General features: G+C 62.4%; 21 protein-coding genes and 2 pseudogenes. 13 read left to right on the top strand and 10 right to left on the bottom strand.

Annotated features, from left to right (window positions below):
• Window positions 1–38: 38 nt before the first annotated feature.
• From NVB75_RS14690 to NVB75_RS14680, 3 genes are all read right to left on the bottom strand, one after another.
• Entirely contained in the window at window positions 39–1,544 is a 1,506-nt protein-coding gene (locus NVB75_RS14690; protein ID WP_258347854.1) for a diguanylate cyclase, read from the bottom strand.
• A 51-nt stretch (window positions 1,545–1,595) separates the two neighbouring features.
• Complete coding sequence (locus NVB75_RS14685) at window positions 1,596–3,089, bottom strand: sensor domain-containing diguanylate cyclase (protein WP_258347845.1); 1,494 nt, start codon at window positions 3,087–3,089, stop codon at window positions 1,596–1,598.
• A gap of 86 nt (window positions 3,090–3,175) precedes the next feature.
• Window positions 3,176–4,498, bottom strand: a complete 1,323-nt coding sequence (locus tag NVB75_RS14680) for an OprD family porin (protein ID WP_258347836.1) — start codon at window positions 4,496–4,498, stop codon at window positions 3,176–3,178.
• A gap of 350 nt (window positions 4,499–4,848) precedes the next feature.
• Here NVB75_RS14680 and NVB75_RS14675 point away from each other — a divergent pair, with 350 nt between their 5' ends.
• The 4 genes from NVB75_RS14675 to NVB75_RS14660 all read left to right on the top strand — a co-directional run bounded on the left by NVB75_RS14675 (window position 4,849) and on the right by NVB75_RS14660 (window position 8,242).
• Window positions 4,849–5,823, top strand: coding sequence for a D-glycerate dehydrogenase (locus NVB75_RS14675; RefSeq protein ID WP_017477680.1), 975 nt, complete (start codon window positions 4,849–4,851; stop codon window positions 5,821–5,823).
• A 178-nt stretch (window positions 5,824–6,001) separates the two neighbouring features.
• The gene (locus NVB75_RS14670; RefSeq protein WP_063027220.1) at window positions 6,002–6,904 is read left to right on the top strand and encodes a chemotaxis protein CheV; all 903 of its coding nucleotides are present in this window, start codon (window positions 6,002–6,004) and stop codon (window positions 6,902–6,904) included.
• 3 nt (window positions 6,905–6,907) lie between these two features.
• Window positions 6,908–7,390, top strand: a complete 483-nt coding sequence (locus tag NVB75_RS14665; protein ID WP_258347832.1) for an N-acetyltransferase — start codon at window positions 6,908–6,910, stop codon at window positions 7,388–7,390.
• Window positions 7,391–7,498: 108 nt separating this feature from the next.
• On the top strand, window positions 7,499–8,242 hold the full coding sequence (locus NVB75_RS14660) for a YkgJ family cysteine cluster protein (RefSeq protein WP_258347830.1): 744 nt from the start codon (window positions 7,499–7,501) through the stop codon (window positions 8,240–8,242).
• A gap of 59 nt (window positions 8,243–8,301) precedes the next feature.
• Here NVB75_RS14660 and NVB75_RS33420 read toward each other — a convergent pair.
• The 4 genes and pseudogenes from NVB75_RS33420 to NVB75_RS14645 form a co-directional block, all read right to left on the bottom strand.
• Window positions 8,302–9,300: pseudogene (locus NVB75_RS33420) on the bottom strand (methyl-accepting chemotaxis protein); the annotation flags it as partial.
• Window positions 9,301–9,597: 297 nt separating this feature from the next.
• Window positions 9,598–9,879: pseudogene (locus NVB75_RS33415) on the bottom strand (PAS domain-containing protein); the annotation flags it as partial.
• Between the two features lie 107 nt (window positions 9,880–9,986).
• Window positions 9,987–10,778 (bottom strand): transporter substrate-binding domain-containing protein, encoded by a 792-nt coding sequence (locus tag NVB75_RS14650; RefSeq protein ID WP_258347826.1) that lies wholly within the window; start codon window positions 10,776–10,778, stop codon window positions 9,987–9,989.
• Between the two features lie 166 nt (window positions 10,779–10,944).
• Window positions 10,945–11,187, bottom strand: a complete 243-nt coding sequence (locus tag NVB75_RS14645) for a hypothetical protein (RefSeq protein ID WP_003216247.1) — start codon at window positions 11,185–11,187, stop codon at window positions 10,945–10,947.
• A gap of 214 nt (window positions 11,188–11,401) precedes the next feature.
• Here NVB75_RS14645 and NVB75_RS14640 point away from each other — a divergent pair, with 214 nt between their 5' ends.
• The 4 genes from NVB75_RS14640 to NVB75_RS14625 are packed head-to-tail and all read left to right on the top strand — an operon-like array spanning window position 11,402 to window position 17,723.
• The gene (locus NVB75_RS14640; protein ID WP_258347824.1) at window positions 11,402–12,568 is read left to right on the top strand and encodes an efflux RND transporter periplasmic adaptor subunit; all 1,167 of its coding nucleotides are present in this window, start codon (window positions 11,402–11,404) and stop codon (window positions 12,566–12,568) included.
• Window positions 12,565–15,660, top strand: coding sequence for a multidrug efflux RND transporter permease subunit (locus tag NVB75_RS14635; protein WP_258347822.1), 3,096 nt, complete (start codon window positions 12,565–12,567; stop codon window positions 15,658–15,660). Before NVB75_RS14640 ends, NVB75_RS14635 begins: the two co-directional genes overlap by 4 nt.
• A gap of 31 nt (window positions 15,661–15,691) precedes the next feature.
• Window positions 15,692–16,369 carry a heavy metal response regulator transcription factor gene (locus tag NVB75_RS14630; RefSeq protein ID WP_003216255.1) on the top strand — a complete coding sequence of 226 codons (678 nt, stop codon included), beginning with the start codon at window positions 15,692–15,694 and terminating at the stop codon, window positions 16,367–16,369.
• Entirely contained in the window at window positions 16,359–17,723 is a 1,365-nt protein-coding gene (locus tag NVB75_RS14625; protein WP_258347820.1) for a heavy metal sensor histidine kinase, read from the top strand. Before NVB75_RS14630 ends, NVB75_RS14625 begins: the two co-directional genes overlap by 11 nt.
• A gap of 12 nt (window positions 17,724–17,735) precedes the next feature.
• On the opposite strand, the gene NVB75_RS14620 is transcribed toward NVB75_RS14625, so the two are convergent.
• Entirely contained in the window at window positions 17,736–18,704 is a 969-nt protein-coding gene (locus tag NVB75_RS14620) for a LysR family transcriptional regulator (protein ID WP_003216257.1), read from the bottom strand.
• A 182-nt stretch (window positions 18,705–18,886) separates the two neighbouring features.
• Between NVB75_RS14620 and NVB75_RS14615 the strand changes: the two genes are divergently transcribed.
• The 4 genes from NVB75_RS14615 to NVB75_RS14600 are packed head-to-tail and all read left to right on the top strand — an operon-like array spanning window position 18,887 to window position 23,653.
• Window positions 18,887–20,398, top strand: a complete 1,512-nt coding sequence (locus tag NVB75_RS14615; protein WP_258347818.1) for an efflux transporter outer membrane subunit — start codon at window positions 18,887–18,889, stop codon at window positions 20,396–20,398.
• Between the two features lie 10 nt (window positions 20,399–20,408).
• Window positions 20,409–22,592, top strand: coding sequence for an FUSC family protein (locus NVB75_RS14610; protein ID WP_258347817.1), 2,184 nt, complete (start codon window positions 20,409–20,411; stop codon window positions 22,590–22,592).
• On the top strand, window positions 22,582–22,782 hold the full coding sequence (locus NVB75_RS14605) for a DUF1656 domain-containing protein (protein WP_003216262.1): 201 nt from the start codon (window positions 22,582–22,584) through the stop codon (window positions 22,780–22,782). The genes NVB75_RS14610 and NVB75_RS14605 overlap by 11 nt, the downstream gene beginning before the upstream one ends.
• 10 nt (window positions 22,783–22,792) lie before the next feature.
• Window positions 22,793–23,653, top strand: coding sequence for an HlyD family secretion protein (locus NVB75_RS14600; RefSeq protein WP_010170446.1), 861 nt, complete (start codon window positions 22,793–22,795; stop codon window positions 23,651–23,653).
• Window positions 23,654–23,755: 102 nt separating this feature from the next.
• On the opposite strand, the gene NVB75_RS14595 is transcribed toward NVB75_RS14600, so the two are convergent.
• Both NVB75_RS14595 and NVB75_RS14590 read right to left on the bottom strand, forming a co-directional pair.
• The gene (locus NVB75_RS14595) at window positions 23,756–24,154 is read right to left on the bottom strand and encodes a hypothetical protein (RefSeq protein ID WP_063027246.1); all 399 of its coding nucleotides are present in this window, start codon (window positions 24,152–24,154) and stop codon (window positions 23,756–23,758) included.
• Window positions 24,151–25,341: an MFS transporter gene (locus NVB75_RS14590; protein ID WP_258347814.1), complete on the bottom strand. Its 1,191-nt coding sequence runs from the start codon at window positions 25,339–25,341 to the stop codon at window positions 24,151–24,153. The genes NVB75_RS14595 and NVB75_RS14590 overlap by 4 nt, the downstream gene beginning before the upstream one ends.
• Before the next feature lie 111 nt (window positions 25,342–25,452).
• Between NVB75_RS14590 and NVB75_RS14585 the strand changes: the two genes are divergently transcribed.
• A complete protein-coding gene (locus NVB75_RS14585) occupies window positions 25,453–26,316 on the top strand; it encodes a LysR family transcriptional regulator (protein ID WP_258347812.1) in 864 nt (287 codons plus the stop codon).
• Window positions 26,317–26,376 lie beyond the last annotated feature (60 nt).

Here is a 26,376-nt window from a genome sequence, read left to right as displayed (position 1 = left end):
CACGCTCTGCGTGGTAACGCCTCCTGTGACGCTCCGCGTCACGGCTTTAACACGGAGGCATCAACAACGCGATTACGCCCGGTATGCTTGGCCTCATACAGCGCCTGGTCGGCGTTGAGCAGTAATTCTTCCAGCGTGGTGCGGCTGTTTTTGGTCCAGGTACTGAGGCCAATGCTGACGGTAATCGGCACCGTATCCCCGCCCACCCGTGGCAGGTGTTCGACACTGCTGCGCATATGTTCAGCAATCACGCGTGCACCCTGGCTGTCGGTGTGCGGCAGCACCACCGCAAATTCTTCCCCGCCATAGCGGGCCGCGAGGTCGGCCGGGCGGCGGATATTGCTCTCGATCACCCGCGCCACCGTGCGCAATGCCTCGTCGCCACCTTGATGGCCATGTCGGTCGTTGAACGCCTTGAAGTGGTCCACGTCAATCATCAGCACCGTCAATGGCTCGGCCGAACGCTGGGCGCGGTCCCATTCCAGACGCAGGCGCTGGTCCAGGGTGCGGCGGTTGGCCAGGCCGGTGAGCGCGTCGGTGGCTGCCAGTTCTGACAGCACCTGTTCGGCACGGTGGCGCCTGCGCAATTCCATGCAGAGCATCCAGGTCAGCCACAAAAGGCCGATGCACAAAATCCCGGTGGCGCCGCTGATCACCAGTGCTGCGCGCTTCCAGGGGGCGAATATGTCATTCGTGGACAGCCCCACGACGACGATCAGCGGTAAATCGCCCACCGTTGAGAAGGTATACAGGCGGTGCTCCTCATCCACACTGGAGGTGCCGCGAAAGTTGCCGTCGCGCTCGTGCAATATGCGCGCGACGTTGGGCCGCTGGCTGAGGTCCTTGTCGATCATGTCCCGTTCCAGCAACGGCTGCTGGGCCAGCAGGATGCCTTGTCGGTTGATCAGGTTGATGGTGCTGTCGCTGCCGATATTCAGGCTGCGGAACAGTTGCTGAAAGTACGACAGGCGCATGGTGGCCACGGCCACGCCGAGGAATCGCCCGTCGGGCCCGGAAACCCGACGGCTGAATGCGATGCGCCATTGATCCTCACACACGCAACGCGCCATGAAGGGCCGGCTGATAAACAGGCCCAGGTCGGGGTTCTGTCGGTGAGCCTGAAAGTAATCACGGTCGGCGAAGTTGGCCACTTTAGGCGTCAGCAGCGAGGAATCGGCGATCACATCACCCTTCTTGTCCAGCAGCAGGATGTCGCCCTTGTACGGTGCTGCTTCCGAACGGTCGAACAGCACCAGGTGGCGGATGCTCGCCGATACACCGGCCAAATCACTGCGTTCGGTGGCTGCGATCAGGCCCTTGATCGATAAGTCATACAGCTCGACGTTGCGCAGTACATCGGCGTCGATCAGTTGGGTGATGTTATTGGCGCTGCGCTGAGCCGCCTGCAAGCTGTTGGCGTGTTCGCGGTTCAACAACACCGCGACCACCAGCATGATCAGCAGCACCGTGACGCAACTGCCGATGATCAGCAGCAGTTCCGGGCGGTGGGTAGGACGGGGCAGGCGGGTGGTGCTTGGGCTCATCGGGCGTACTTCTGCTTCGAGGATGCCTTTAGCGTAGTTGCTGATAACGGCTCATGTGGTCTGGCTGTGAACCGTGCGGTTGCGCCCGGAGTGCTTGGCGTCATACAGCGCTCGATCGGCGTTCAACATCAGCTCTTCGAGTGTGCCACGGCTGCGTTTGTCCCAGGTACTGAGGCCGATGCTGACGGTGACCGACAACGCGTCCCCGTCCGCCGGTGGCAGGTGCTCCACCGCGCTGCGGATATGCTCGGCGATGGTGCTCGCGCCGTCGCTGTCGGTATCCGGCAGGATCACCGCGAACTCTTCGCCGCCGTAACGGGCCGCCAGGTCGGCGGGGCGACGAATATTGCTGCCGATGACCCGGGCGACGGTGCGTAATGCCTCGTCACCGCCTTGGTGGCCATGGCGGTCGTTGAAGGCCTTGAAGTGGTCGACGTCGATCATCAGCAACGCCAGTGGCTCGCCTGAGCGTTGCGCGCGCTCCCATTCCAGGCGCAGGCGCTGGTCGAGGGTGCGGCGGTTGGCCAAGCCGGTGAGGGCGTCGGTGGCCGCCAGTTCCGACAACACCTTCTCGGCGCGATAGCGGCGGCGCAGTTCCCGGCGCAGCATCCAGGTCAGCCACAGCAGGCCTATACACAGCACACCGGTGGCGCCACTGATCAGCACGGTGGCACGTCTCCAGGCGGCAAACACGTCATCGTTGGACAGCGCCACCACCACAATCAGCGGCAGCGCACCGACGCTGGTGAAGGTATAGAGCCGTTGCTTGCCACTGATGGAGGAGAGGCCGCTGAAACTGCCGCTGCCTTCGCGTAGCATTCTTTTGAAGTTTGGCCGCATGCTCAGGTCTTTGTTGATCATGTCGCTTTCGAGCAGAGGCTGCTGGGCCAGCAGAATGCCGTCGTTGTTCAGCAGGTTGATGCTGCTGCCGCTGCCGATGGTCAGGCTATTGAACAGCTGGTCGAAATACGCCAGGCGCATGGTCGCCACCGCCACACCGGCAAACTCGCCATTGGGCCCGGGCACCCGACGGCTGAACGCAATACGCCAGACCTGATCGCACTCGCAACGAATCTTGAAGGGCCGGCTGATGAACAAGCCCGCGTTGGGGTTCTGCTGGTGGATCTGGAAATAGTCGCGATTGGCGAAATTGCGTGACGTGGGCTTCAGCGTGGAGGAGTCGGCGGTGACCGTGCCGGCCTTGTCCAGCAGCAGGACCTCGCCTTTGAAAGGGGCGGCCGTGGACTGGTCGAACTGCACCATATGCAGGATGTCGGCCGAGACCTGGGGTAAGTCGTGGCGGGTGGTCGCGACAATCAGGCCGTTCAGGGCCAGGTCGTAGAGTTCGACGTTGCGTAACACATCGGCGTTGATTAACTGGGTGATATTGGTGGTGGAGCGCTGGGCCGTCAGCAGGGCGCTGGTGTGTTCGCGAGTCAGCAGTACGGCAACGATGATCACGATCAGGATGACGGTAAGGCCGCTGCCCAGAATCAGCAGAAGCTCCGGGCGTGCAGGCGGGGTGAAGGTGCGACGTTGACTCATGGGACTGACTTCGGCACTCGAGATACTGGCAGTTTAGTTCCATGTTGTGAAAAATAAGTCGTCGCCGTTAAAAGAATGCCTGAAGGTTAAAAAACGTTGATCGGGTAGTCGACGATCACCCGGTATTCATCCACGTCCCGGTCCACTGCCGCGTAGCCATTGCCGCCGCGATTGGTTGCCCACTGCAGGCGTACGGCCAGGTCCTTGGCCTTGCCGCCTTGCACCACGTACTTGAGGTCGATGTCCCGTTCCCAGTGCTTGGCGTTCTTGCCGTCGGCGCTATACCAGGATGAGTAGCCACGGCTGTCCGGGTCGACGGTGGTCAGGTCGGTCTTGCCGCTGATGTACGACACCGCCGAGGTCAGGCCCGGCAGGCCCAGCCCGACGAAGTCATAGGCGTACTTGAGCTTCCACGAGCGTTCGTTGGGGCCGTTGAAGTCGGAGTATTGCTGGGAGTTGTCCAGGTAAACGCTGTCGCCCTGGCTGATGTAGTCGAACGGGGTGTTGCCGTTGACCCGCTGGTAGGCGGCGGTCACGGTGTGATTGCCGACGCCGACTGTGAAATGCAGGCTGTAGGTGTTGTTGTCGATGTTGCCCAGCAGGGCTTTGCCGGTGTCCTGGGTGTGGTAGTAGTGCAGGCCCGGGTTGAGGCTGACCAGTTCGTTCAACTGCCAGGTGTAGTCCAGGTCGTAGTAGTACTGGTTCCAGATGTCCTTGAGTTCGGACGCGTACAGGTTGCTGCTCAGCCCCGGCAGGCCGCTGAAGGACACGCCGGCCCAGTCCAGATGCTGGCTGTCTTCACCGTTGGGCAAGGCGCCGTAGCTGGTGCCGATGCGCCGGTGGCCACTCTGGTTGTAGAGCTTGGTGAAGCTGGCCTGGCCGCCTTCGAACATCCAGCCGTCCAGGCTGTGGTTGGTCAGGCTCACGCCGCGGAAGGTCTGCGGCAGCATGCGGGTCATGCCGCCGGCGATTACCGGGTTGTTGAGGAACAGGTCGCCAGCTTTCAGTTCGGTGTCGAAGGCACGCATTTTCAGGGTCGCACCGGCGGTGGAGAACGAGCCAGGCGCTTTACCGTTGCCGGAGCTCACCGGCAGGATGGTGGAACCGTCGGTGCCGCCACCGCCGTCGAGCTTGAGGCCGAGCATGGCGTTGGCGTCCAGGCCGAAGCCGACGGTGCCTGGGGTGTAGCCGGATTCGAAAATGCCGATGATGCCCTGGCCCCATTCCTTGCTGTCATCGGTGTGAATGTCGCGACGGTCGCGGTTCATGTAGTAGTTGCGGGTGTTGATCTTGAAGCTGGAACCTTCGACGAAACCGTCGGTGGCCGGGGTGTCTGCCGCGTGGGCAAGGGGAACGATCGTTGCAGCAATCGCGAGGAATAACGGGGTGAACGTCAGCAAGGTTTTCACCGGTGGAGCTCCTTTGGGTCAATCGAAACCGGCCAGTGTTGTTGGGGTTCCTGGCCTTTTTTCAGCGCAAAAAAAAGCCGCTGAACTCAGCGGCTTTAAGACAGATTCCCAGTGTAGAGCCCTGGAAATAAGTCGAGGGAAATCGGGGGAGAGCGGGTCGGTCTTAACCGCTGCGCTCATCGATGCGACAAATTAACGCAGGTGAGCGGTGCGATACAGAGTGTAACAAGATAATGACTGTTGCCCAAATCGCAACAGTCTGCCTTTGCGGGTGTGGGGCGTCCTGACAACCCCTACCCAAGAATGTTAGCGTGCTTGCCATTCCCACGTAGTCGATGAGCCCGCCTTCCATGAAAAAGACTGTCCTCGCCTTCAGCCGCGTCACCCCGGAAATGATCGAACGCCTGCAACAGGATTTCGACGTTATTGCGCCTAACCCAAAGCTGGGTGACATCAATGCCCAGTTCAACGAGGCTTTGCCGCACGCCCACGGGCTGATCGGCGTAGGCCGCAAATTGGGCCGTGCCCAACTGGAAGGCGCGAGCAAACTGGAAGTGGTTTCCAGCGTGTCGGTGGGCTACGACAACTACGACCTGGCGTACTTCAATGAGCGCGGGATCATGCTCACCAACACTCCGGATGTGCTCACTGAAAGCACCGCCGACCTGGCGTTTGCCCTGCTGATGAGCAGCGCCCGCCGGGTCGCCGAACTGGACGCCTGGACCAAGGCCGGCCAGTGGAAAGCCAGCGTCGGCGCGCCGTTGTTCGGCTGTGATGTACACGGCAAGACCCTGGGCATCGTCGGCATGGGCAACATCGGCGCGGCCATCGCCCGTCGCGGTCGCCTGGGTTTCAATATGCCGATTCTGTACAGCGGTAACAGCCGCAAGACCGAACTGGAACAGGAACTCGGCGCGCAATTTCGCAGCCTCGACCAGTTGCTGGCCGAAGCCGATTTCGTCTGCCTGGTGGTGCCGTTGAGCGAGAAAACCCGCCACCTGATCAGCCATCGCGAGCTTGGGTTGATGAAGTCCAGTGCGATCCTGGTGAACATCTCCCGTGGCCCGGTGGTGGATGAGCCGGCGCTGATCGAGGCCCTGCAAAACCAGACCATCCGTGGCGCCGGCCTGGATGTGTACGAGCAGGAGCCACTGTCCGAGTCGCCACTGTTCCAGCTGAGCAACGCCGTGACCCTGCCGCACATCGGCTCGGCCACCAACGAGACCCGCGAAGCCATGGCCAACCGTGCCCTGGAAAACCTGCGCAGTGCGCTGCTGGGCCAGCGTCCGCAGGATTTGGTGAACCCGCAGGTGTGGAAGGGCTGACGACTGCTTGTTGTGTGTAGGAGCGAGCTTGCTCGCGAAGAACCTGAAGGCCATGTGTTTATTCAGGCTGCCCGCGTTATCGTTGACGTTCTTCGCGGGCAAGCCCGCTCCTACAGTTTTCAGCGTGCGAGTCGATAACGGTCTATAGATCGTCATCCCTGATCCACAGAAGGTTTTTATGTCCACCACCAAAGCTCGCGCAGACTCACTCTCGCTTCTGCTCTTTACCTTGCGCAGTGGCAAGCTGATGGCGATCAACCTGTTGAAAGTCAGTGAAATCATTCCCTGCCCGCCGCTGACCAAGCTGCCGGAGTCGCACCCCCACGTCAAAGGCATCGCCACCTTGCGCGGCGCCGCCTTGTCGGTGATCGACCTGAGTCGGGCGCTGGGGGAAATGCCCCTGCAAGACCCGGACGGCGGCTGCCTGATCGTCACCGATGTGAGCCGTTCCAAGCAGGGGCTGCATGTGCAGGCGGTAAGCAAGATCGTGCACTGCCTGACCACCGACATCCGCCCGCCGCCGTTTGGCTCGGGTGGCACGCGTTCGTTTATCACCGGTGTGACCCAGGTTGAAGGCGCGCTTGTACAGGTGCTGGACATCGAAAAAGTCATCCACGGCATCGCCCCGGCGCAGATCGAAGCGGCGCCCACCGACCTGACCATGGAGGAAGCCGAAGTGCTGGGCAACGCCCGAATCCTGGTGGTGGACGACAGCCAGGTGGCCCTGCAGCAATCGGTGCACACCCTGCGCAACCTCGGCCTGACCTGCCACACCGCCCGCAGTGCCAAGGAAGCGATTGACCGTTTGCTGGAGCTGCAAGGCACCGTCGAGCAAATCAACGTGGTGGTCTCGGACATCGAAATGTCCGAAATGGACGGCTACGCCTTCACCCGTACCCTTCGGGAAACCCCGGACTTCCAGGACCTCTACGTGCTGCTGCACACCTCCCTGGACAGTGCGATGAACAGCGAAAAAGCCCGCCTGGCCGGTGCCAATGCGGTGCTCACCAAGTTCTCCTCGCCCGAACTGACCAAGTGCCTGGTGGTGGCTGCCCAGACCGTGGCGCAGCAGGGCCTCTGACCGGTGGGAGAGTATTTCCAGCTGCTGCGCCGCGACCTCACCGGCAGCCTGCCCGCGCCGCAATGGCCGGCAGATATCCAGCTGGATCATTACCACGAAGCCATGGCTCCCGCGATCCACGCGGTATTGAGCCTGGCCCAGGAACAAGGCGGCGGACGCGTTGGCCCCCTTGAGCATTGGCGTCAGCAGTTCGTTACCGATGCCGAGTTCGATCCAAAGCTGTGCCTGGTGGCGAGTAACGCCAGCGGTATCCTGGGTGTGTCCCAATGCTGGACCAGCGCCTACATCAAGAACCTGGCCATTCATCCGTGTGCCCAGGGCATGGGGTTGGGCCGAGCGTTATTGCTGCACACCTTCCAGGTGTTCAAGCAACGCGGCGAGGCGTTTGTCGACCTCAAGGTGCTGGAGTCCAACCTGCGGGCCCGCCGCCTGTATGAAAATGCCGGCATGGTGTTTGTACTTCGGGACCTGGTGCCCGAGGAATAGAAGCGCTGGCGCATAACTTGCTTTGCACAGAGGCAGAACGGTGAACAGAGGCAAAAACCCGCCGCCGTTCATGAGTGCCTTCTGACCTTGCCTGGTGACAGATCCTCCATGAATACCCACTTTTCCTGCGTTGGTTGCGGCAAATGCTGCACTGACCACCATGTGCCCCTGACCCTCGAAGAAGCCCGCAGTTGGGCGGCTGACGGCGGCAATGTCATCGTGCTGGTGGAGGGTTTCCTGGGCACCGGGCTTGGGCTGCCCGAGTTGCAGCGCGAACACGCACAACGCCGTTCCGCCATCGTGCCCAGCGGCAGTACCGAGGCGTACGTGGCAATCACCTTTGCCGCCTATAACGCCGGGCGCTGCCGGAATCTTGACGAAGACGACCGCTGCCGCATTTACGAACGGCGGCCGTTGGTGTGCCGTATCTACCCGATGGAGATCAACCCGCACATCCCGTTGAACCCGGGCGCCAAGGACTGCCCGCCGGAATCCTGGGAGCAGGGACCGGCGCTGATCGTGGGGGGCGAGTTGATGGACAAGGAGCTGGCCGAGTTGATCCGCCGCTCACGCCAGGCTGACCGCGATGATATCCAGGCCAAGGAAGCGGTGTGTGGGTTGCTGGGCATCCATACCACAGCGCTCAAGGGTGACGGGTTTACCGCGTACCTGCCGGATATGGGCCTGTTTGCCCAGGCGATTGAGTTGGCGACGCAAGAAGTCGTGCAGGCCAATGAGTGGGTGTTTCATGTGTCCGGGATGGACATTGCCGAGCAGTTGCTGGATGCCGGCGCCCGGATTGCCACCGAGGTGCCGGCCAACTATGCGTTCATTTCGTTACGGGCGGCTTGAGTGAATGTAAACCTGTGGTGAGGGGGCAAGCCCCCTCGCCACAAAAACAGCTCATGCCGCTACTGCCGCCGCTTACTCCAGAACTCCTCCGCCAGCCGCCGCAGGTCATCCGCCAGCCCCGCCACATCCCCTGAACTGAGCTGGCTCTGCTGACCCGCGTTGACCGTCACTTCCCCGGCATTGCGAATGCCGATGATGTTGCGGTTGATGTCCTCGCTGACCGCGCTTTGCTCTTCCACCGCCGCCGCAATCTGCTGGCTCATGGCGGTAATCTGGGTCACCCGCTGGCTGATCCCGTCCAACGCGGCGGCAGCGCGTTGGGCCTGGCCGACGCTGGCCTCGACATGCTGGCTGCTTTGCGCCATGGCCTGCACCGCATCCCGGGCGCCGCCTTGCAGGGTGCTGATCATGCGCTGGATTTCATTGGTCGACTGCTGCGTACGCTGGGCCAGCCCGCGCACTTCATCGGCTACCACGGCAAACCCGCGTCCCTGTTCTCCGGCCCGTGCGGCTTCAATGGCAGCATTGAGCGCCAGGAGGTTGGTCTGCTCGGCAATCGCCCGGATCACTTCCAGCACCCCGGAAATATCGCCGCTGTGGCTTTCCAGTTGATGAATCACGTCGGTGGCGCGCTCCAGTTCCTGGGACAACCGCAGTACCGCGTCGCGGCTTTCATCCACCCGTTGGTGGCCTTCACGGGTCTCGCTGCCGGCCTGGTCAGCGGCCTTGGAGGCCTGCAACGCGTGCTCGGCAACTTGCGCCACGCTGGCGGCCATTTGATTGATCGCAGCGGCGACCTGATCGGTCTGGGTCTGTTGGCCGAGGCTGCTGCTGTGGCTGCTGTCCAGTTGCTGCACCAGCGCTGCGGCGTGCCCGGACAAGCGTTGCGAGGCATCGCCAATCCGACCGACCACCGCGCCCACCTGGGCTTCCAGCATCTGCATGGCGAACTCGATGCGCCCGAACTCATCCCCGCGTCCGGTGTAGATCGCCTGGCTCAGTGGGTTGTCAGCAATCAGCCGCGCCCGCTGGTTCAACTGTGCGAGGGGCCGCAACAAGCCATGCACGCCCATCACCCCGATGGCACACATCGCCGTGACCGCCAGCAGTTGCCAGGTCAGCGGATAAGTGGCCAGTCCAAGGCCCAAGGCCCAGGTTGCGGCGCAGGCCCCCAGGACCCAGGCCGACAGCTTGAGGGGCATGCCCACCACGGGCCGTGCTCGCCGAGTGCCGGCAAGCAGGCGCGCATAGGCTCGTTCGGCCAGTTGCACCCGCCGCGCATCGGGCTTGGTGCGCACCGACTGATACTCCACCGTCACGCCGTCCCGGGTGACCGGCGTGGCGTAGGCACTGACCCAGTAGTGATCGCCATTCTTGCAACGATTTTTCACCATGCCCATCCACGAGCGGCCGCTTTTCAGAACCTGCCACATGTGCGCAAACGCAGCGGGCGGCATGTCCGGGTGACGCAGCAGGTTGTGCGGTGTCCCCAGCAACTCCTCGCGGGTATAGCCGCTGATATCGATGAAGTCCTGGTTGGCGTAGGTAATTGCGCTGGTCAGGTCGGTGGTCGAGAGGATGTTGGCGTCGGGGGCAAAATCCACATTTCGACCGGTGACCGGCAGATTGATCTTCATGGAAACGCGCGCTCGTGATTGTTGGAGGAGTCGGCAGGGCGTCGACTCTAAGCGCACGGGTTGGGCAAATACTGATCCAGCTCATGTTCGGTGCAATTAATTGGCCATTACGGCCTGGCGGGCGGTGCGTCAAGGCGGTAGGGCTGGACGATGCGCTGGTATTCGCCACTCTGCATCAGTTGCTCGAGGGCGCAGTTAAGGTCATTGCGCAACGCGGTGTCGGGTTTGCGCAGGGCAATTGCCACGCCGTTACCCAGCAGATCGGTGGAGACGGCGGGGCCGAGGAAGTCGAAAATCTGGCCGTCGGCGGTGTCGAGCAGCGCCTCACGGATTTCCACCGTGCCTTGCAGCGTCGCATCGATGTCGCCGGCCAACAGGCTGCGGACCAATTCGTCATTGCGCCAGAAACCCTTGATGATCACACCCTTCGGCGCCCACTTCGCCAGGGCAAACGCCTCGCGGTTGCTGCCCACCAGGACGCCCACGCGCTTGCCCTTCAGCGAGCGAGGGGTCGGCATCAAGCCTGATGTCTTGCGGGCCACCAGGCGCGTGGTCATCGGATAGAGGTCATCGGTGAAATTCACTCGCCGGTGCCGTTTCGACGTGGGGGCGATGCCCATGATCGCGTCGAATTGCCTGGCTTCAAGGGCGGTGAAATTTTCCACCAGGATCTGGTCGACCCAGGTACATCGCATGTTGAGCTGTACGCACAAGGCGTTGCCCAACTCGATGTTCAGCCCGACCAGTTGGCCTTGTTGATTGCGGCTTTGGAAGGGCGGAAATTGCGCGGCCACGGCAAAACGAATTTCGCTGCGTGGTTGATCACCGGCCGCAGCGATGGAGACAACACCGTCTATCAGCGACAAGCCCAGCACAACACAGGTGCGTATAAGAACCACAGGGACGTCCTATTCCGGAAAACCAGCTGCACCACGTCCAGCCCAGAGCAAAGAGTCGGGGCTGGCGGGTGCGTGCAAGCTTTCAAGAATTGGCCGCAGGCCTACAAGGCGAAACGTCAGTAACTGTTGTAGGCATAAATCTCGATTGCGAAGGATTTATTACCGATCAGCGCTTGCCCATGGAGCGACGGGTGCCGGGCGGTGCCATGCCCGGGCTCTTGGTGTGGCCGTTCTTCGCGCCGTTTTTGTACCACGGCTGGCTGGCGTTTTTTGCCCCGGCCAGTTCGCCCGGCTTGAACGGAAACTTGAATGCCGGGATCTCGGCCTTGGTTTCGCCTTCGACGCTGTCAGGATTGGCCTGTTGGTCGATGTCGACCGCTTCAACAGCGGGTTGTGTCGGGGAATTCATGGAAGCTCCGGGGAGTACTGAAAATGACGTGGGCCCGACTTGCAGGCCACACCGCCGCGCAGTATACCTGCGCGCCTCGGATCTTTAACCACTGCTCGTACGAATGGTCGGACTTTACTGACGGCGCTGTCAGTTAGCAGTCACTTTGCTGACCGGGTTGGCGGGCTATAAAGAACCTACATTCTTCCGATCCTTTGCCCTGGCGCCTCACCCCATGCACATTCAACGAAAACCGGCCTTGATCGTGGGCGTCCTTGTGGTACTGGCCGTGGTTGCCTGGGTGGTGACCCGCCCGGCCAAGACCAAACTGACTGCGTCGGCTGCGATTCCAGTGCGAGTGATCAGCGTCAAACAGCAGGACATCCCGGGTTTTGTCAGCGGCATTGGTTCGGTGCTGTCGTTGCACAGTGTGGTGATTCGCCCGCAGATCGACGGCATCCTCACCAAATTGCTGGTCAAGGAAGGTCAACTGGTGAAGGCCGGCGACCTGCTGGCCACCATTGATGACCGCTCGATCCGCGCCAGCCTGGACCAGGCCAAGGCGCAACTCGGGGAAAGCCAGGCGCAACTGCAAGTCGCGCTGGTCAACCTCAAGCGCTACAAGGAACTGAGCATCGACGACGGCGTGTCCAAGCAGACCTATGACCAGCAACAAGCCCTGGTCAACCAGCTCAAGGCCACGGCCCAAGGCAACCAGGCCGCGATTGATTCGGCTCAGGTGCAGCTTTCCTACACCCAGATTCGCTCTCCGGTCACCGGTCTCGTCGGGATTCGCACGGTGGATGAAGGCAACTTCCTGCGCATGAGCGATACCCAGGGCTTGTTCTCCGTGACCCAGATCGACCCGATTGCCGTCGAGTTCTCCCTGCCGCAACAAATGCTGCCCACCCTGCAACGCCTGATCGCGGCGCAACTGCCCGCCGACGTCAACGCCTACATGGGCGCCGACACCGACGGCCAGACCGGCGACCTGCTGGGCGAGGGTCGCCTGAGCCTGATCGACAACCAGATCAGCGGCACCACCGGCACCATCCGCGCCAAGGCCGAGTTCAGCAACGGCGCGCAAAAACTCTGGCCGGGGCAACTGGTGACAATCCGCATCCAGACCGCCCTGCACAAGAACGCCCTGGTGGTTCCACCCACCGTCGTGCAACGCGGGCTGGATTCGCACTTCGTGTACCGGCTCAAGGGTGACAAGGTAGAGTTGGTGCCGGTGCAGGTGCTGTACCAGAACAGCGACATGAACATCCTCCAGGGTGTGCAGGCCGGCGACGTGCTGGTCAGCGATGGCCAGTCACGGCTCAAGGCCGGCGCTCAGGTCGACGTGCTCAAGGAGCCGCCGCAGGTGATCCAGACCGTTGATGCCAAGGTGCAGCCATGAGTGGCAGTCGTTCGCCGTCGGCCTGGTGCGTCGACCATCCGGTCGCCACCTTGCTGCTGACCTTTGCCCTGGTGCTGCTCGGGATGATTGCCTTCCCTCGTCTGGCCATCGCCCCACTGCCGGAAGCGGAATTTCCGACGATCCAGGTCAGCGCCACGCTGCCGGGTGCCAGCCCTGACACCATGGCGTCTTCCGTGGCCACGCCGCTGGAGGTGCAATTCAGCGCCATCCCCGGCATGACCCAGATGACCTCCAGCAGTGCCTTGGGCTCCAGCCTCCTGACCCTGCAATTCACCCTCACCAAGAGCATCGATACCGCCGCGCAAGAAGTGCAGGCGGCGATCAACACCGCGTCCGGCAAACTGCCCAGCGACATGCCGAGCCTGCCGACCTGGAAGAAGGTCAACCCGGCGGACAGCCCGGTGCTGATCCTCAGCGTCAGCTCCGACAGCATGCCCAGCACCGAGCTGAGCGACTACGTGGAAACCCTGCTGGCCCGTCAGATCAGCCAGATCGACGGCGTAGGCCAGATCAACATCACTGGCCAGCAACGCCCGGCCATCCGAGTGCAGGCGTCGGCCGATAAACTCGCGGCCATCGGCCTGACCCTGGCGGACGTGCGCCTGGCGATCCAGCAATCGAGCCTGAACCTGGCCAAGGGCGCGATCTACGGCGAGAACAGCGTGTCGACCTTGTCGACCAACGACCAGTTGTTCCATCCCGAGGATTACGCCCAACTGATCGTGTCCTACAAGGACGGGGCGCCCGTACAGCTGCGGGATATCGCCAAAGTCGTCAACGGTTCGGAAAACGCCTACGTGCAGGCCTGGTCCGGCGACACGCCAGGGGTCAACCTGGTGATCTCCCGCCAGCCCGGGGCGAATATCGTCGAGACCGTGGACCGCATTCAAGCCGAGCTGCCACGCCTGCAAGCCATGTTGCCGGCCTCGGTGCAGGTCAGCGTATTGACCGATCGTACCAAGACCATCCGCGCGTCCCTGCATGAAGTGGAAGTGACCCTGCTGATCGCGATCCTGCTGGTGGTGGCGGTGATGGCGCTGTTCCTGCGCCAGTTGTCGGCCACGTTGATTGTGTCCAGCGTGCTCGGTGTGTCGCTGGTCGCCAGTTTTGCGCTGATGTACCTGATGGGCTTCAGCCTGAACAACCTGACCCTGGTGGCGATCGTGATCTCCGTGGGGTTTGTGGTGGACGATGCCATCGTGGTGGTGGAAAACATTCACCGCCATCTGGAGGCGGGCCTCGACAAGCGCGAAGCGGCGATCAAGGGCGCGGGGGAAATCGGCTTTACCGTGGTGTCCATCAGCTTCTCGCTGGTGGCGGCGTTTATTCCGCTGCTGTTCATGGGCGGTGTGGTGGGGCGCTTGTTCAAGGAGTTTGCGCTGACAGCCACCTCGACCATCCTGATTTCGGTGGTGGTCTCACTGACACTGGCGCCCACCCTGGCCGCGTTGTTCATGCGTGCCCCGACCCATCACGCCCACGACAAACCCGGCTTCAGCGAACGCTTGCTAGCCGGTTATGCGCGCAATCTGCGCCGCGCGTTGGCCCACCAGCGCACCATGGCCGCAATCTTCATGGTGACCTTGGCCCTGGCCGTGGTCGGCTACGTGTTTATCCCCAAGGGTTTCTTCCCGGTACAAGACACTGGCTTCGTCCTCGGCACCAGCGAAGCGGCGGCCGACGTGTCCTTCCCGGACATGGTCGCCAAGCACAAGGCGATCGCCGAGATCGTCAAGGATGACCCGGCGGTGGAAGCGTTCTCCCATTCGGTGGGCGTGACCGGCAGCAACCAGACCATTGCCAACGGCCGGTTCTGGATCGCCTTGAAAGATCGCGGGGACCGTGACGTGTCGGCCAGCCAGTTTATCGATCGGATCCGCCCGAAACTGGCGAAAGTGCCAGGCATCGTGCTGTACCTGCGGGCCGGCCAGGACATCAACTTGAGCTCCGGCCCGAGCCGCGCCCAGTACCAGTACGTGCTCAAGAGCAATGACGGCCCGACCCTGAATACCTGGACCCAGCGCCTCACCGAAAAACTGCGGGCCAACCCGGCGTTCCGCGACCTGTCCAACGACTTGCAGCTGGGTGGCAGCATCACCCACATCAGCATCGACCGTCAGGCCGCCGCGCGGTTTGGCCTCACCGCCACCGATGTGGACCAGGCGCTGTACGACGCCTTCGGCCAGCGCCAGATCAACGAGTTCCAGACCGAGATCAACCAGTACCAGGTGGTGCTGGAGCTGGACACCCAGCAACGCGGCAAGGCCGAAAGCCTGAACTACTTCTACCTGCGCTCGCCGCTGACCAACGAGATGGTGCCGCTGTCGGCGGTGGCCAAGGTCGACCCGCCTACCGTAGGGCCATTGTCCATCAGCCATGACGGCATGTTCCCGGCGGCCAACCTGTCGTTCAACCTGGCGCCGGGCGTCGCGTTGGGGGATGCGGTGATCATGCTCAACCAGGCGAAGAACGAAATCGGCATGCCGACTACCATCATCGGCAACTTCCAGGGCGCGGCCCAGGCGTTCCAGAGTTCGTTGGCCAGCCAGCCCTGGCTGATCCTCGCGGCACTGGTGGCGGTCTACATTATCCTGGGTGTGCTGTACGAGAGCTTCGTGCACCCGCTGACGATCATCTCCACCTTGCCGTCGGCGGGGTTGGGGGCGCTGATCATGCTGTCACTGATGGGCCAGGACTTTTCGATCATGGCGTTGATCGGCCTGGTGCTGCTGATCGGGATTGTGAAGAAGAACGGCATCCTGATGATCGACTTTGCCCTGGATGCCCAGCGTGTACGCGGCTTGCCGCCTGAAGAGGCGATTTATGAAGCCTGTGTCACGCGGTTCCGGCCGATCATCATGACCACCCTCGCGGCGCTACTGGGTGCGGTACCGCTGATGCTGGGCTCCGGCCCTGGTGCAGAAATGCGCCAGCCGCTGGGTATCGCGGTGGTGGGCGGGTTGCTGGTGAGCCAGGCGCTGACGCTGTTCACCACGCCGGTCATATACTTGTACCTTGAGAAGTTTTTCCACAGACCCAAACCAGCTCTCCAGCTGGCAACCACACACTGAGGCTGAGGCCCCGTCCTGGAACAAAAGGCTCATGCGTGTACTGATTATTGAAGACGAAGAAAAAACCGCCGACTACCTGCACCGCGGCCTGACGGAGCAAGGCTATACCGTCGACGTCGCCCGTGAAGGCGTCGAGGGTTTGCACCTGGCCCTGGAGAACGATTACGCGGTGATCGTGCTCGACGTGATGCTGCCCGGCCTGGATGGTTTTGGCGTATTGCGCGCGCTGCGGGCGCGCAAGCAGACGCCGGTGATCATGCTCACCGCCCGCGAGCGCGTGGAAGACCGTATTCGCGGCCTGCGGGAAGGGGCGGACGATTACCTCGGCAAGCCATTCTCGTTCCTTGAGCTGGTGGCGCGCCTGCAGGCCCTGACCCGTCGCAGCGGCGGGCATGAGCCGGTGCAGGTGACCATCGCCGACCTGTGGATCGACCTGATCAGCCGCAAGGCCAGCCGCAACGGCGTTCGCCTGGACCTGACCGCCAAGGAGTTCTCGCTGCTCAGCGTATTGGCCCGGCGCCAAGGTGAAATCCTGTCCAAGACCTCGATTGCGGAAATGGTCTGGGACATCAATTTCGACAGCGACGCCAACGTGGTGGAAGTGGCGATCAAACGTCTGCGGGCCAAGCTCGACGGGCCGTTCGAACAGAAGCTGCTGCACACCATCCGTGGCATGGGTTATGTGCTGGAGAACCGCAGTGTCGGCTAACTCCATCGCCCTGCGCCTGAGTGGCATGTTCACGTTGGTGGCGCTGCTGATCTTCCTGTTGATCGGCGGCGCGCTGTACCAGCAGGTGGACAAAGGCCTGGGCCTGTTGCCCGGTGCCGAGCTGGATGCGCGTTACAGCGTGCTGGAGTCTTCGGTGAACCGCTTCGGTACGCCGGACCACTGGGCGAAGATCACCGCCAAGCTCAAGCTGTTGGGTGAGGAAGACAAGCGCATCCGCTTCTGGGTGGTGAGCAGCGATCCGACCTACGAATACGGCAACCCGGACGCGCAGATTCGCGCCTTCGCCGAAGGCCCGACCGGCAAGCGCGATTTGCACCTGCCGGGCCATCATCATCCGTTCAAAGTGCTGGTCAGCCAGTTCCCCGCCAAGGACCAGCGTCCGCCGTTGCGCTTCATGATCGCCGTCGACACCGAGAACTTCCGCGCGACCCAGCATCAACTGCTGGTGGCGCTGATCAGCCTGGCGTTTGTCGGCGTGGTGTTGGCGTCGCTGCTGGGCTTCTGGGTCGCACGTATCGGCCTCAAGCCGCTGATCAAACTGTCGGATGAGGCGCAGAAACTCGCGCCCCCGAAACTCTCCGGGCGCCTGCAACTGTCGCCGTTGCCGCCGGAGCTGAAGCAGTTCGTCAATTCCTTCAACTCGACCCTCGACCGGGTGGAGCAAGCCTATTCGCGCCTGGAGTCGTTCAACGCCGATGTGGCCCATGAACTGCGCTCACCGTTGACCAACCTGATTGGTCAGACCCAGGTAGCGCTGACCCGTGGGCGTTCGGCCGAGCATTATTTCGAGGTACTGCAATCGAACCTCGAGGAGCTGGAACGGCTGCGCTCGATCATCAATGACATGCTGTTCCTGGCCAGTGCCGACCAGGGCAGCAAGGCCACCAAGTTGATCAGCAGTTCCTTGGCGGACGAAGTGGCGACCACCCTGGACTACCTGGACTTCATCCTCGAAGACGCCCAGGTGCAGGTACGCGTGAGCGGCGATGCCCAGGTGCAGATCGAGAGGGCGCATTTGCGCCGGGCGTTGATCAACCTGTTGAGCAATGCGGTGCAGCACACGCTGCCTGGGCAGGTGATCGAGGTGAAGATCGACGTGTTGCAGGACCACGTGGCGATCGGGGTGACCAACCCGGGCGATGAGATTGCCAGCGAGCATCTGCCCCGGTTGTTCGAGCGGTTCTATCGGGTGGATGCGTCCCGCAGCAATAGCGGGGCGAATCACGGGTTGGGACTGGCGATCGTCAAGGCGATCGCGCTGATGCACGGCGGGGATGTGTTTGTGCGCAGCGAGGGCGGCGGCAACACCTTTGGCATTACGCTGCCGGTGTAGCGGCTGCCTCCCTCAGTTACTTAGCCGAACCCCGCCCAAACTGCCACTGAGCTCATAGGCCGCCAGTTCCGCCTGATGTGCGGCCATGATTTCCGGCAGGGAACTGCGCAGGTATTCCACCCACGTCTTTATCTTCGCATCCAGGTACTGGCGCGACGGGTAGATGGCGTACAGGTTGAGTTCCTGGGAGCGGTAGTTGGGCATCACCCGCACCAGGGTGCCGTTGCGCAGGCCTTCAATCGCCGCATACACGGGCAACAGGCCAACGCCCATGCCGCTGGTGATGGCGGTTTTCATCGCATCCGCGGAGTTCACCAGGAACGGTGAGCTGTTGATCGCCACACTTTCCTGGCCTTCAGGGCCATTGAACGACCATTTATCCAGCTGAATTACCGGGCTGACCAGGCGCAGGCACGCGTGGTTGAGCAAGTCGCTGGGCCGTTGTGCACAGCCATTGGCCTTGACGTAGGCCGGCGATGCACAGGCGATGCTGTAAGTTATCCCCAGGCGCTGCGAGACAAACCCCGAATCCGGCAGTTCGCTGGCGAGCACGATGGACACGTCGTAGCCCTCGTCCAGCAGGTCGGGCACGCGGTTGGCCATGGTCAGGTCGAAGGTCACGTCCGGGTGGGTGCGGCGGTAGCGGGCAATCGCATCGATCACGAAGTGCTGGCCGATGCCGGTCATGGTGTGCACTTTCAGCTGCCCGGCGGGGCGGGCGTGGGCGTCGCTGGCTTCGGCCTCGGCTTCCTCGACGTACGCCAGGATCTGCTCGCAACGCAGCAAATAGCGTTTGCCGGCCTCGGTCAAGGCGATGCGGCGGGTGGTGCGGTTGAGCAAACGGGTTTGCAGATGGGCCTCAAGGTTGGAGACCGCGCGCGAGACGTTGGCCGTGGTGGTGTCCAGTTGCACAGCGGCGGCGGTGAAGCTGCCGGCTTCGGCCACACAACTGAAGGCGCGCATGTTTTGCAAGGTGTCCATTTAGGTGCTCTCAGGGGAGATGGCAAATTGTGACACGAAGTTGCAGGATCCAGTGATCCCTACCAAAAGATTATCGCCTGAACGGTAACAAAGATTCACAAGAATCCCACCTTATCGCCATCCGGCCCGCCCCTTAGAATTGCGCCACCTTCCCCGCAACACCCTCTCAGGAATTCGCAGCAGTGCCGCGTCGCATCAGCAGAGAGCTGAAGACTCTCAGTGTTTGGGCCTTATCGTTAGCAATCAGCGGCTGCATCGGAACCGGAGGAATTGCCCCTCAAGGCCAGTCACTCGTCGCCAATACATTGGCCACCGACGAAGCGATCAAAAGCGCCGCCCAGGACGCCCACTGGCCCACCGCGCAATGGTGGCAAGCCTACGGCGACCCGCAACTCAACCACTGGATCGACCTCGCCGTGCAAGGCAGCCCGAGCATGGCCATGGCCGCTGCACGTGTGCGTGAAGCCCGGGCCATGGCCGGGATCGCCGAGTCGGCCGAGTCGTTGCAGGTCAATGGCGACGCCACGCTCAAGCGCCATAACTGGCCCAGCGACCAGTTCTACGGCCCGGGCGCGCTGGACAACGCCACCACCTGGGACAACAACGCATCCCTGGGCTTGAGCTATGCCCTCGATCTCTGGGGCCGCGAAAGCAATGCCACCGAGCGTGCCGTGGACATCGCCCACATGAGCGCCGCCGAAGCGCGTCAGGCCCAGCTCGAATTACAGAACAACGTGGTGCGCGCCTATATCCAGCTGTCGTTGCACTTTGCCCAGCGCGATATCGTGGCCGCCACCCTGGCCCAGCAACAACAGATCCTCGACCTGGCGCAAAAGCGTTTGAATGGCGGGATCGGCACCCACTTCGAAGTCAGCCAGGCCGAGACGCCGCTGCCGGAAACCCATCGGCAACTGGATGCTCTGGATGAAGAAATTGCCCTGAGCCGCAATCAGCTGGCTGCGTTGGCGGGCAAGGGACCGGGGGAGGGCGCGCAGTTGCAGCGGCCCACCTTGTCCCTCGCGGCACCGCTGAAATTGCCGTCGACCTTGCCCGCCGAACTGCTCGGCCAGCGCCCGGACGTGGTTGCCAGTCGCTGGCAAGTGGCGGCCCAGGCCCGTGGCATTGACGTGGCCCACGCCGGTTTCTACCCCAACGTCGACCTGGTGGGCAGCCTCGGCTACGTCGCCACCGGCGGCGGGATGCTCAGTTTCCTCACGGGTAAAAAGCTCAACTACACCGCCGGCCCGGCCATCAGCCTGCCGATCTTCGATGGCGGCCGCCTGCGCTCGCAACTGGGTGAAGCCAGCGCCGGCTACGACATCGCTGTGGCGCACTACAACCAGACGCTGGTGAATGCGCTCAAGGGCATCAGCGACCAGTTGATCCGCCGCGAGTCCATGGACAAGCAGCAAGCCTTCGCCGCCGAATCCGTGGCTTCGGCGCAGAAGACCTATGACATCGCGATGATCGCCTACCAGCGCGGCCTCACCGACTACCTCAACGTGCTGAATGCCCAAAGCCTGTTGTTCCGCCAACAGCAGGTGCAGCAGCAAGTCCAGGCCGCGCGCCTGAGTGCCCACGCCGAACTGGTGACCGCATTGGGCGGTGGCCTCGACGCCGGCAGCGACGTGCCTCAGGACAGCCAGACCTTACCGAGCAAGACCCCGGCGGCCCTCGCCGTGTTTGATCACTGAGTAGGATGCAATGACTCCCTTGCCTGCACCGCTGCGCTGGTTGCACTCCCTTGAGTGGCGCCGTGGTTTCTTCGATTGGGCACGCAGTGACGGCGTGACCTGGGTCTATATCTTCAAGGTGCTGATCGCAGCGTTCCTGACGCTGTGGTTGGCCATGCGCCTGGAGTTGCCGCAACCGCGCACCGCAATGATCACGGTATTTATCGTGATGCAGCCGCAAAGTGGCCAGGTATTCGCCAAGAGTTTTTACCGCTTCCTTGGCACCCTGGCCGGCTCGGCGGTGATGGTTTTTCTGATCGCCTTGTTCGCCCAGAACACGGAACTGTTCCTCGGCTCGCTGGCGATCTGGGTCGGCATCTGCACTGCTGGCGCTACCCGCAATCGCAACTTTCGCGCCTACGGTTTTGTGCTGGCCGGCTACACCGCCGCGATGGTTGGCCTGCCGGCCCTGGCCCATCCTGACGGCGCGTTCATGGCGGCGGTGTGGCGGGTCCTGGAGATCTCGTTGGGGATTGTCTGCTCCACGTTGGTCAGCGCCGCGATCCTGCCGCAAACCGCCAGCGCTGCGATGCGCAACGCCTTGTACCAGCGCTTTGGGGTGTTTGCGCTGTTCGTCACCGACGGCCTGCGCGGTCGCAGTGAGCGTGAAGGGTTTGAACGCAGCAACGTGCGCTTTATCGCCGAAGCCGTGGGCCTGGAAGGGCTGCGCAGCATCACCGTGTTCGAAGACCCGCACATGCGTCGGCGCAATGGCCGGCTGACGCGGTTGAACAGCGAGTTCATGAGCATCACTACTCGCTTCAACGCCTTGCATCAATTGCTCGAACGCCTGCGCAGCCAAGAGGCCGATCACGTGGTGGCCGCCATCAAACCCGGCCTGCAAGACCTCGCGGAATTGCTCGACGGTTTTTCCGGTCGCGCCCTCACCAGCCCCGATGCGGCGCGCCTGGCCAATCAGTTGAATACCTATAAGGAAGGCCTGCCCGCCAAGGTGCGCAGCCTGCGCACGAGCTTCCAGGAAAGCGCGCCCAGCGACGCCGAGCAGCTGGATTTTCACACCGCCTACGAGCTGCTGTACCGCTTCGTCGACGACCTGCACAACTACGCCCAGACCCACGCGTCCCTGGCCGACCACAGCCACGAACGCGAACACTGGGACGAGCCCTATACCCCGAAAACCAACTGGCTGGCCTGCGCTGCCTCCGGGATTCGCGCCTCATTTATCCTGATCGTCCTCGGCAGCTACTGGGTGGCCACGGCCTGGCCCAGCGGCGCCACCATGACCCTGATCGCCGCCGCGACGGTGGGTTTGTCGGCCGCCACGCCCAACCCCAAGCGCATGGCGTTTCAAATGGCTTGCGGCACCTTGATCGGGGCGCTGGTGGGCTTTGTCGAAATGTTCTTCGTGTTCCCCTGGATCGACGGTTTCCCGTTGCTGTGCGTGATGCTCGCCCCGGTGATCATCTTCGGTTCGTTCCTGGCTTCGCGCCCGCAGTACGCCGGCGTTGGCGTCGGGTTGCTGATCTTCTTCAGCACCGGCTCGGTGCCGGACAACCTCACGGTCTATAACCCCTACACCTTCATCAACGACTACATCGCGATGGTCATCGGCATGCTGGTGTGTGCGGCGGCAGGCGCGATCATCCTGCCGCCCAACAGCCGCTGGTTGTGGCGTCGGCTGGAGCAGGACTTGCGCGAGCAAGTGGTGTTTGCCATCAGCGGTAAACTCAAGGGCCTGGCTTCGAGTTTCGAAAGCCGCACCCGCGACCTGCTGCACCAGGCCTATGGTTTCGCCGCCGGGCAACCCCAGGTGCAACGCAACCTGCTGCGCTGGATGTTCGTGGTGCTGGAAGTCGGCCACGCGATCATCGAATTGCGCAAGGAACAGGCGATCTTGCCGGTGCACCCGGCGTATGCCGAATCCCAGCCGTGGCGCCAGGCGATCCGGGTGATGGGCCGCTCATTGGTGCGGCTGTTCCTGCAACCCAGCGCCAGCAACCTGGAGCGCGGCCTGATCGCCGTGGACCATGCCATCAGCCGGGTGCAGGCCACCGACGAACCCTTCGCCCCGCACTTCGACACCTCGGCCCTGCGCCGGGTGAAAAGCTACCTGCACTTTATCCGCACCTCATTGCTGGACCCGCAATCACCCCTGGCTGCCCTCAAGTCCGAAGGACCCGCCCATGCCTCGTGAAATCGCCTTCCACGGCGTCTACATGCCCACCATGACCCTGATGTTTCTGATCGCGGCGGGCCTGGCCTGGGCTCTCGACCGGTTCCTGGCCGGCTTTGACCTGTACCGTTTTTTCTGGCACCCGGCGCTGCTGCGCCTGAGCCTGTTCGCTTGCTTGTTCGGCGCCCTGGCGCTGACCGTCTACCGTTGAGAATGCCCCGATGAAAAAGTTTTTCAGCCTGCTCGCGACCTTGCTGGTACTGGCCCTGGCGATCTGGATTGGCCGCACGCTGTGGGTGCAGTACATGGAAACCCCCTGGACTCGCGATGGGCGCGTGCGCGCCGACATCATCAACGTTGCCGCCGACGTCACCGGCGAGGTAGTCAATGTCCCGGTGCGTGACAACCAGTTGGTGAAAAAGGGCGACCTGCTGATGCAGATCGACCCCGAGCATTACCAGATTGCGGTCAAGCAGGCGCAGTCGTTGGTGGCGTCCCGCAAGGCCACCTGGGAGATGCGCAAGGTAAACGCCCACCGCCGCGCCGACCTTGACGCCCTGGTGATCTCCAAGGAGAACCGCGACGACGCCAGCAACATCGCCGACTCGGCCCTGGCGGATTACCAGCACGCGCTGGCGCAACTGGAAGCCGCCGAACTGAACCTCAAGCGCACCCAGGTTGTGGCGGCGGTGGACGGCTACGTCACCAACCTCAACGTGCACCGTGGCGACTACGCGCGTATTGGCGAGGCGAAGATGGCGGTGGTGGATATGAACTCGTTCTGGGTGTACGGCTTCTTCGAAGAAACCAAGCTGCCCCACGTCAAAGTCGGTGATAAAGCCGACATGCAGTTGATGAGCGGCGAAACCCTCAAGGGCCACGTGGAAAGCATTTCGCGCGGGATCTACGACCGGGACAATCCGGAGAGCCGCGAGCTGATCGCTGATGTGAACCCGACCTTCAACTGGGTGCGCCTGGCCCAGCGGGTGCCGGTGCGGATCCACATTGATGAAGTGCCGGAGGGTGTGCTGTTGGCGGCGGGGATCACCTGCACCGTGATCGTCAACCAAACACAGAACTGAATGTGGGAGCGGGCTTGCTCGCGAAAGCGGTGGATCAGGCACTCTATTCAGTGGCTGACACTCCGTATTCGCGAGCAAGCCCGCTCCCACATTTTGACCGTGTCAGGCCTGTAGAAAAGTCTCATGCAAGTGGCGCCACAGCAGGGCGCCGCTGGCCTGCTTTTCAAACACCACGGTCGATCGCCGATCGGTTTGGGCGCCGCTGTCATCCACCTGCTGCTCGCGATAACTCACCGTCGCGCCACGGGCATGTCGATCAATCCCGGCAAACTCGCTGAGGCTGATCTTGAACCCGGGGCGCTTGCCGCCGGCCTGGCTGAACAGCTGGTTGAGCAGCGCAAAATCCAGTTGCTTGCCAGCCGGGGTGATCATGGAAAAGTCCGGCGAGAAACGGCCGAGCAAAATCTGCAGTGTTCCCTCCGGTGCTGTCCCGGCAAACCATTGCTCGATCTCGACATGGGCCTGGATTACTTCATCAAAAAAGTCGCGGTAATCAATCATCGTGTGGGCTCGCTCGCAGGGTGAAGCAGTGTCCGTACATTGGACGCATCCAGGCACAGTACGGCAAATAATGGAAACAGGGTCAACGCTGCGGCAATCGCGAAGGTCGCGGTGAAGGAGCCCAGCGCAGCCAGCACCGCACTGAGCACGGCGGCGCCGAGGCAAAAACTCAGTTGCCGATTGATATTCCACAAGGCGCTGGCGTGCCCCATGCGCTCGGCCGGAATGTCGAGAAAGGCCAGGGTTTGCGCAGTGCTGCTGCACAGGCTGCCGCCCAGACCCATCAGGAGGTAGGCGAGCACGATGACTGTCGGGTGTGGCTCGATCAGCAACAGGATGCCGATGGATTGCAGCAGCATGCCCGTCAACAGCAACGGCCGAGGCCCGCAGCGATTGAACAGTTTTTTGCTCAAGGCAATGGCCGCTCCTGACGCCAGCGCCCAAGGCAGCATCAGCGCGCCGATGTGACTGGTGCTAAACCCGAGGCCGTGCAGATAAAGAATCGCCACCAGGCTGGTGCCGATAAACACGCCCGGAATGAACAGATACACCAGCATCGCGACCCGCAGCATCGGGCGCCGAACCTGGCGCACTATTTTGCCGAGTTCCAGCGCCGGGCGTGTGGAGGCGGGCGTGTCCGCCTCCAGCCAGCACAAGGTCAACACCAGGGTGATCAGCGCCAGCGGCAGGTTGGCGAAAAAGATCCAGCGCCACGACACGCTGTCCACCAGCAAGCCACCCAACGCCGGCGATAGCGCCGGTATCAGCAGCGCCACCAGCATGACTTTGGCCGTCAGTTGGCTACGTTCTGCCGGCGCAAAATGCCGATAGGCCAAGGCTTGGCCCACCGGGATCAACAAGCCGCCACCCAAGCCTTGCAGCAGCCGCCAGCCGATCAGCGCTTCAATCGATGCGGCCTGGCCCACCAACACCGAGGCCATGCCGAATAGCAACAGGCTGAGGGCAATCAACCGACGTTCGCCCAACAGCGCCGCCAGCCACACGCTCAGTGGAATGACCACGGTCAGGCCGAGCATATAGGCGTTGCCGATCCACGCCAGTTGCGTGACCGAGGCGTGCAACTCCCGGGCGATTTCCGGGTAGGCGATGGTGGCGACAAACATGTTCACCAGGTCGAGGGCAAAGCCCAATAGAAAGATCCAAGTGACTTTCGAGCGGTAGGTCATTGCGCGCTTCCTGCAGTGGATGGCGGCAGGGTAGGCGGGTGCGGGCATTTGGGAAACAGCGGTTTGACTGTTAGTTTGTCAAAAATATTTTGACAAAGGAGTGCGCGCTTAATGGTCAGCCTGGATCGATTCGACACCTTCAAGGCCGTGGTCGAGGCCGGTTCGTTGACCGCGGCCGCTGATTTTCTCGGGCAGACGCGGGCGGTGGTGAGCTTCAACCTCAAGCGCCTGGAGGCCGAGCTGGGTGTCACCCTGCTGACCCGCAGTACTCGCCAACTGGCACTGACCGATGCCGGTGAACGCTTTTACCTGCGTTGCACGCGGATGCTGGAAGAGGCGCGCCTGGCGGTCGAGGAAGCCCGTTCGGAACACAGCCAGCTCAAAGGCACGTTGCGTATCACCACCACCGTCGAATACGGATTGGCGGTGGTGGTGCCGGCACTGGAAACCTTTCGCGGCCTGCACCCGGAATTGAACGTCCAGTTATCCACATCCTCCAGCCACGCTGACCTGATCTCCGAGCGGTTCGATGTGGCCATTCGATTGGGACGGATGCTCGACTCCAATCACCGGGCGGTGCAGCTGTCGAGCTACGAGATTTTTGCCGTGGCCGCGCCGGAATTTGCCGGGGTCGCCACGCTGGATGAGTTGGAGCAATTGCCCAAGCTGGGTCATGGGCGCCTGACGGAGTTGGCGGTGGTGGATCCGGCTGGCCACGAACACCTGTATCGCCCCGGGCCCGGCAAGGCCTCACTGGTTGCGGACAGCGCCGCTATTCTCCAGGCGTTTGCGGTACGCGGGCATGGCGTGGCGATCCTGCCCCAGTGGCTGGTGCAGGAAGACCTGGAGGCGGGGCGTTTGGTGCGTCTGCTGCCGGGTCATCGATTTGCGCCACAGGGGGTGTATGCGTTGTACCCGGATACCCGGCATTTGCCGCTGAAAGTGCGGGCCTTCATTGATTTCATGAAAGGCTGATCAGTCGAGAAACCGTGTGGCGAGGGAGCTTGCTCCCGCTGGGGGTGCGAAGCACCCCTG

The sequence above is a fragment of the Pseudomonas sp. CBS genome, from assembly GCF_024734645.1.
In the GTDB taxonomy this organism is placed as follows: Bacteria; Pseudomonadota; Gammaproteobacteria; order Pseudomonadales; family Pseudomonadaceae; genus Aquipseudomonas.
The sequence above is the reverse complement of the archived record's forward strand: the minus strand, read 5'-3'. Positions and strand labels throughout refer to the sequence as shown.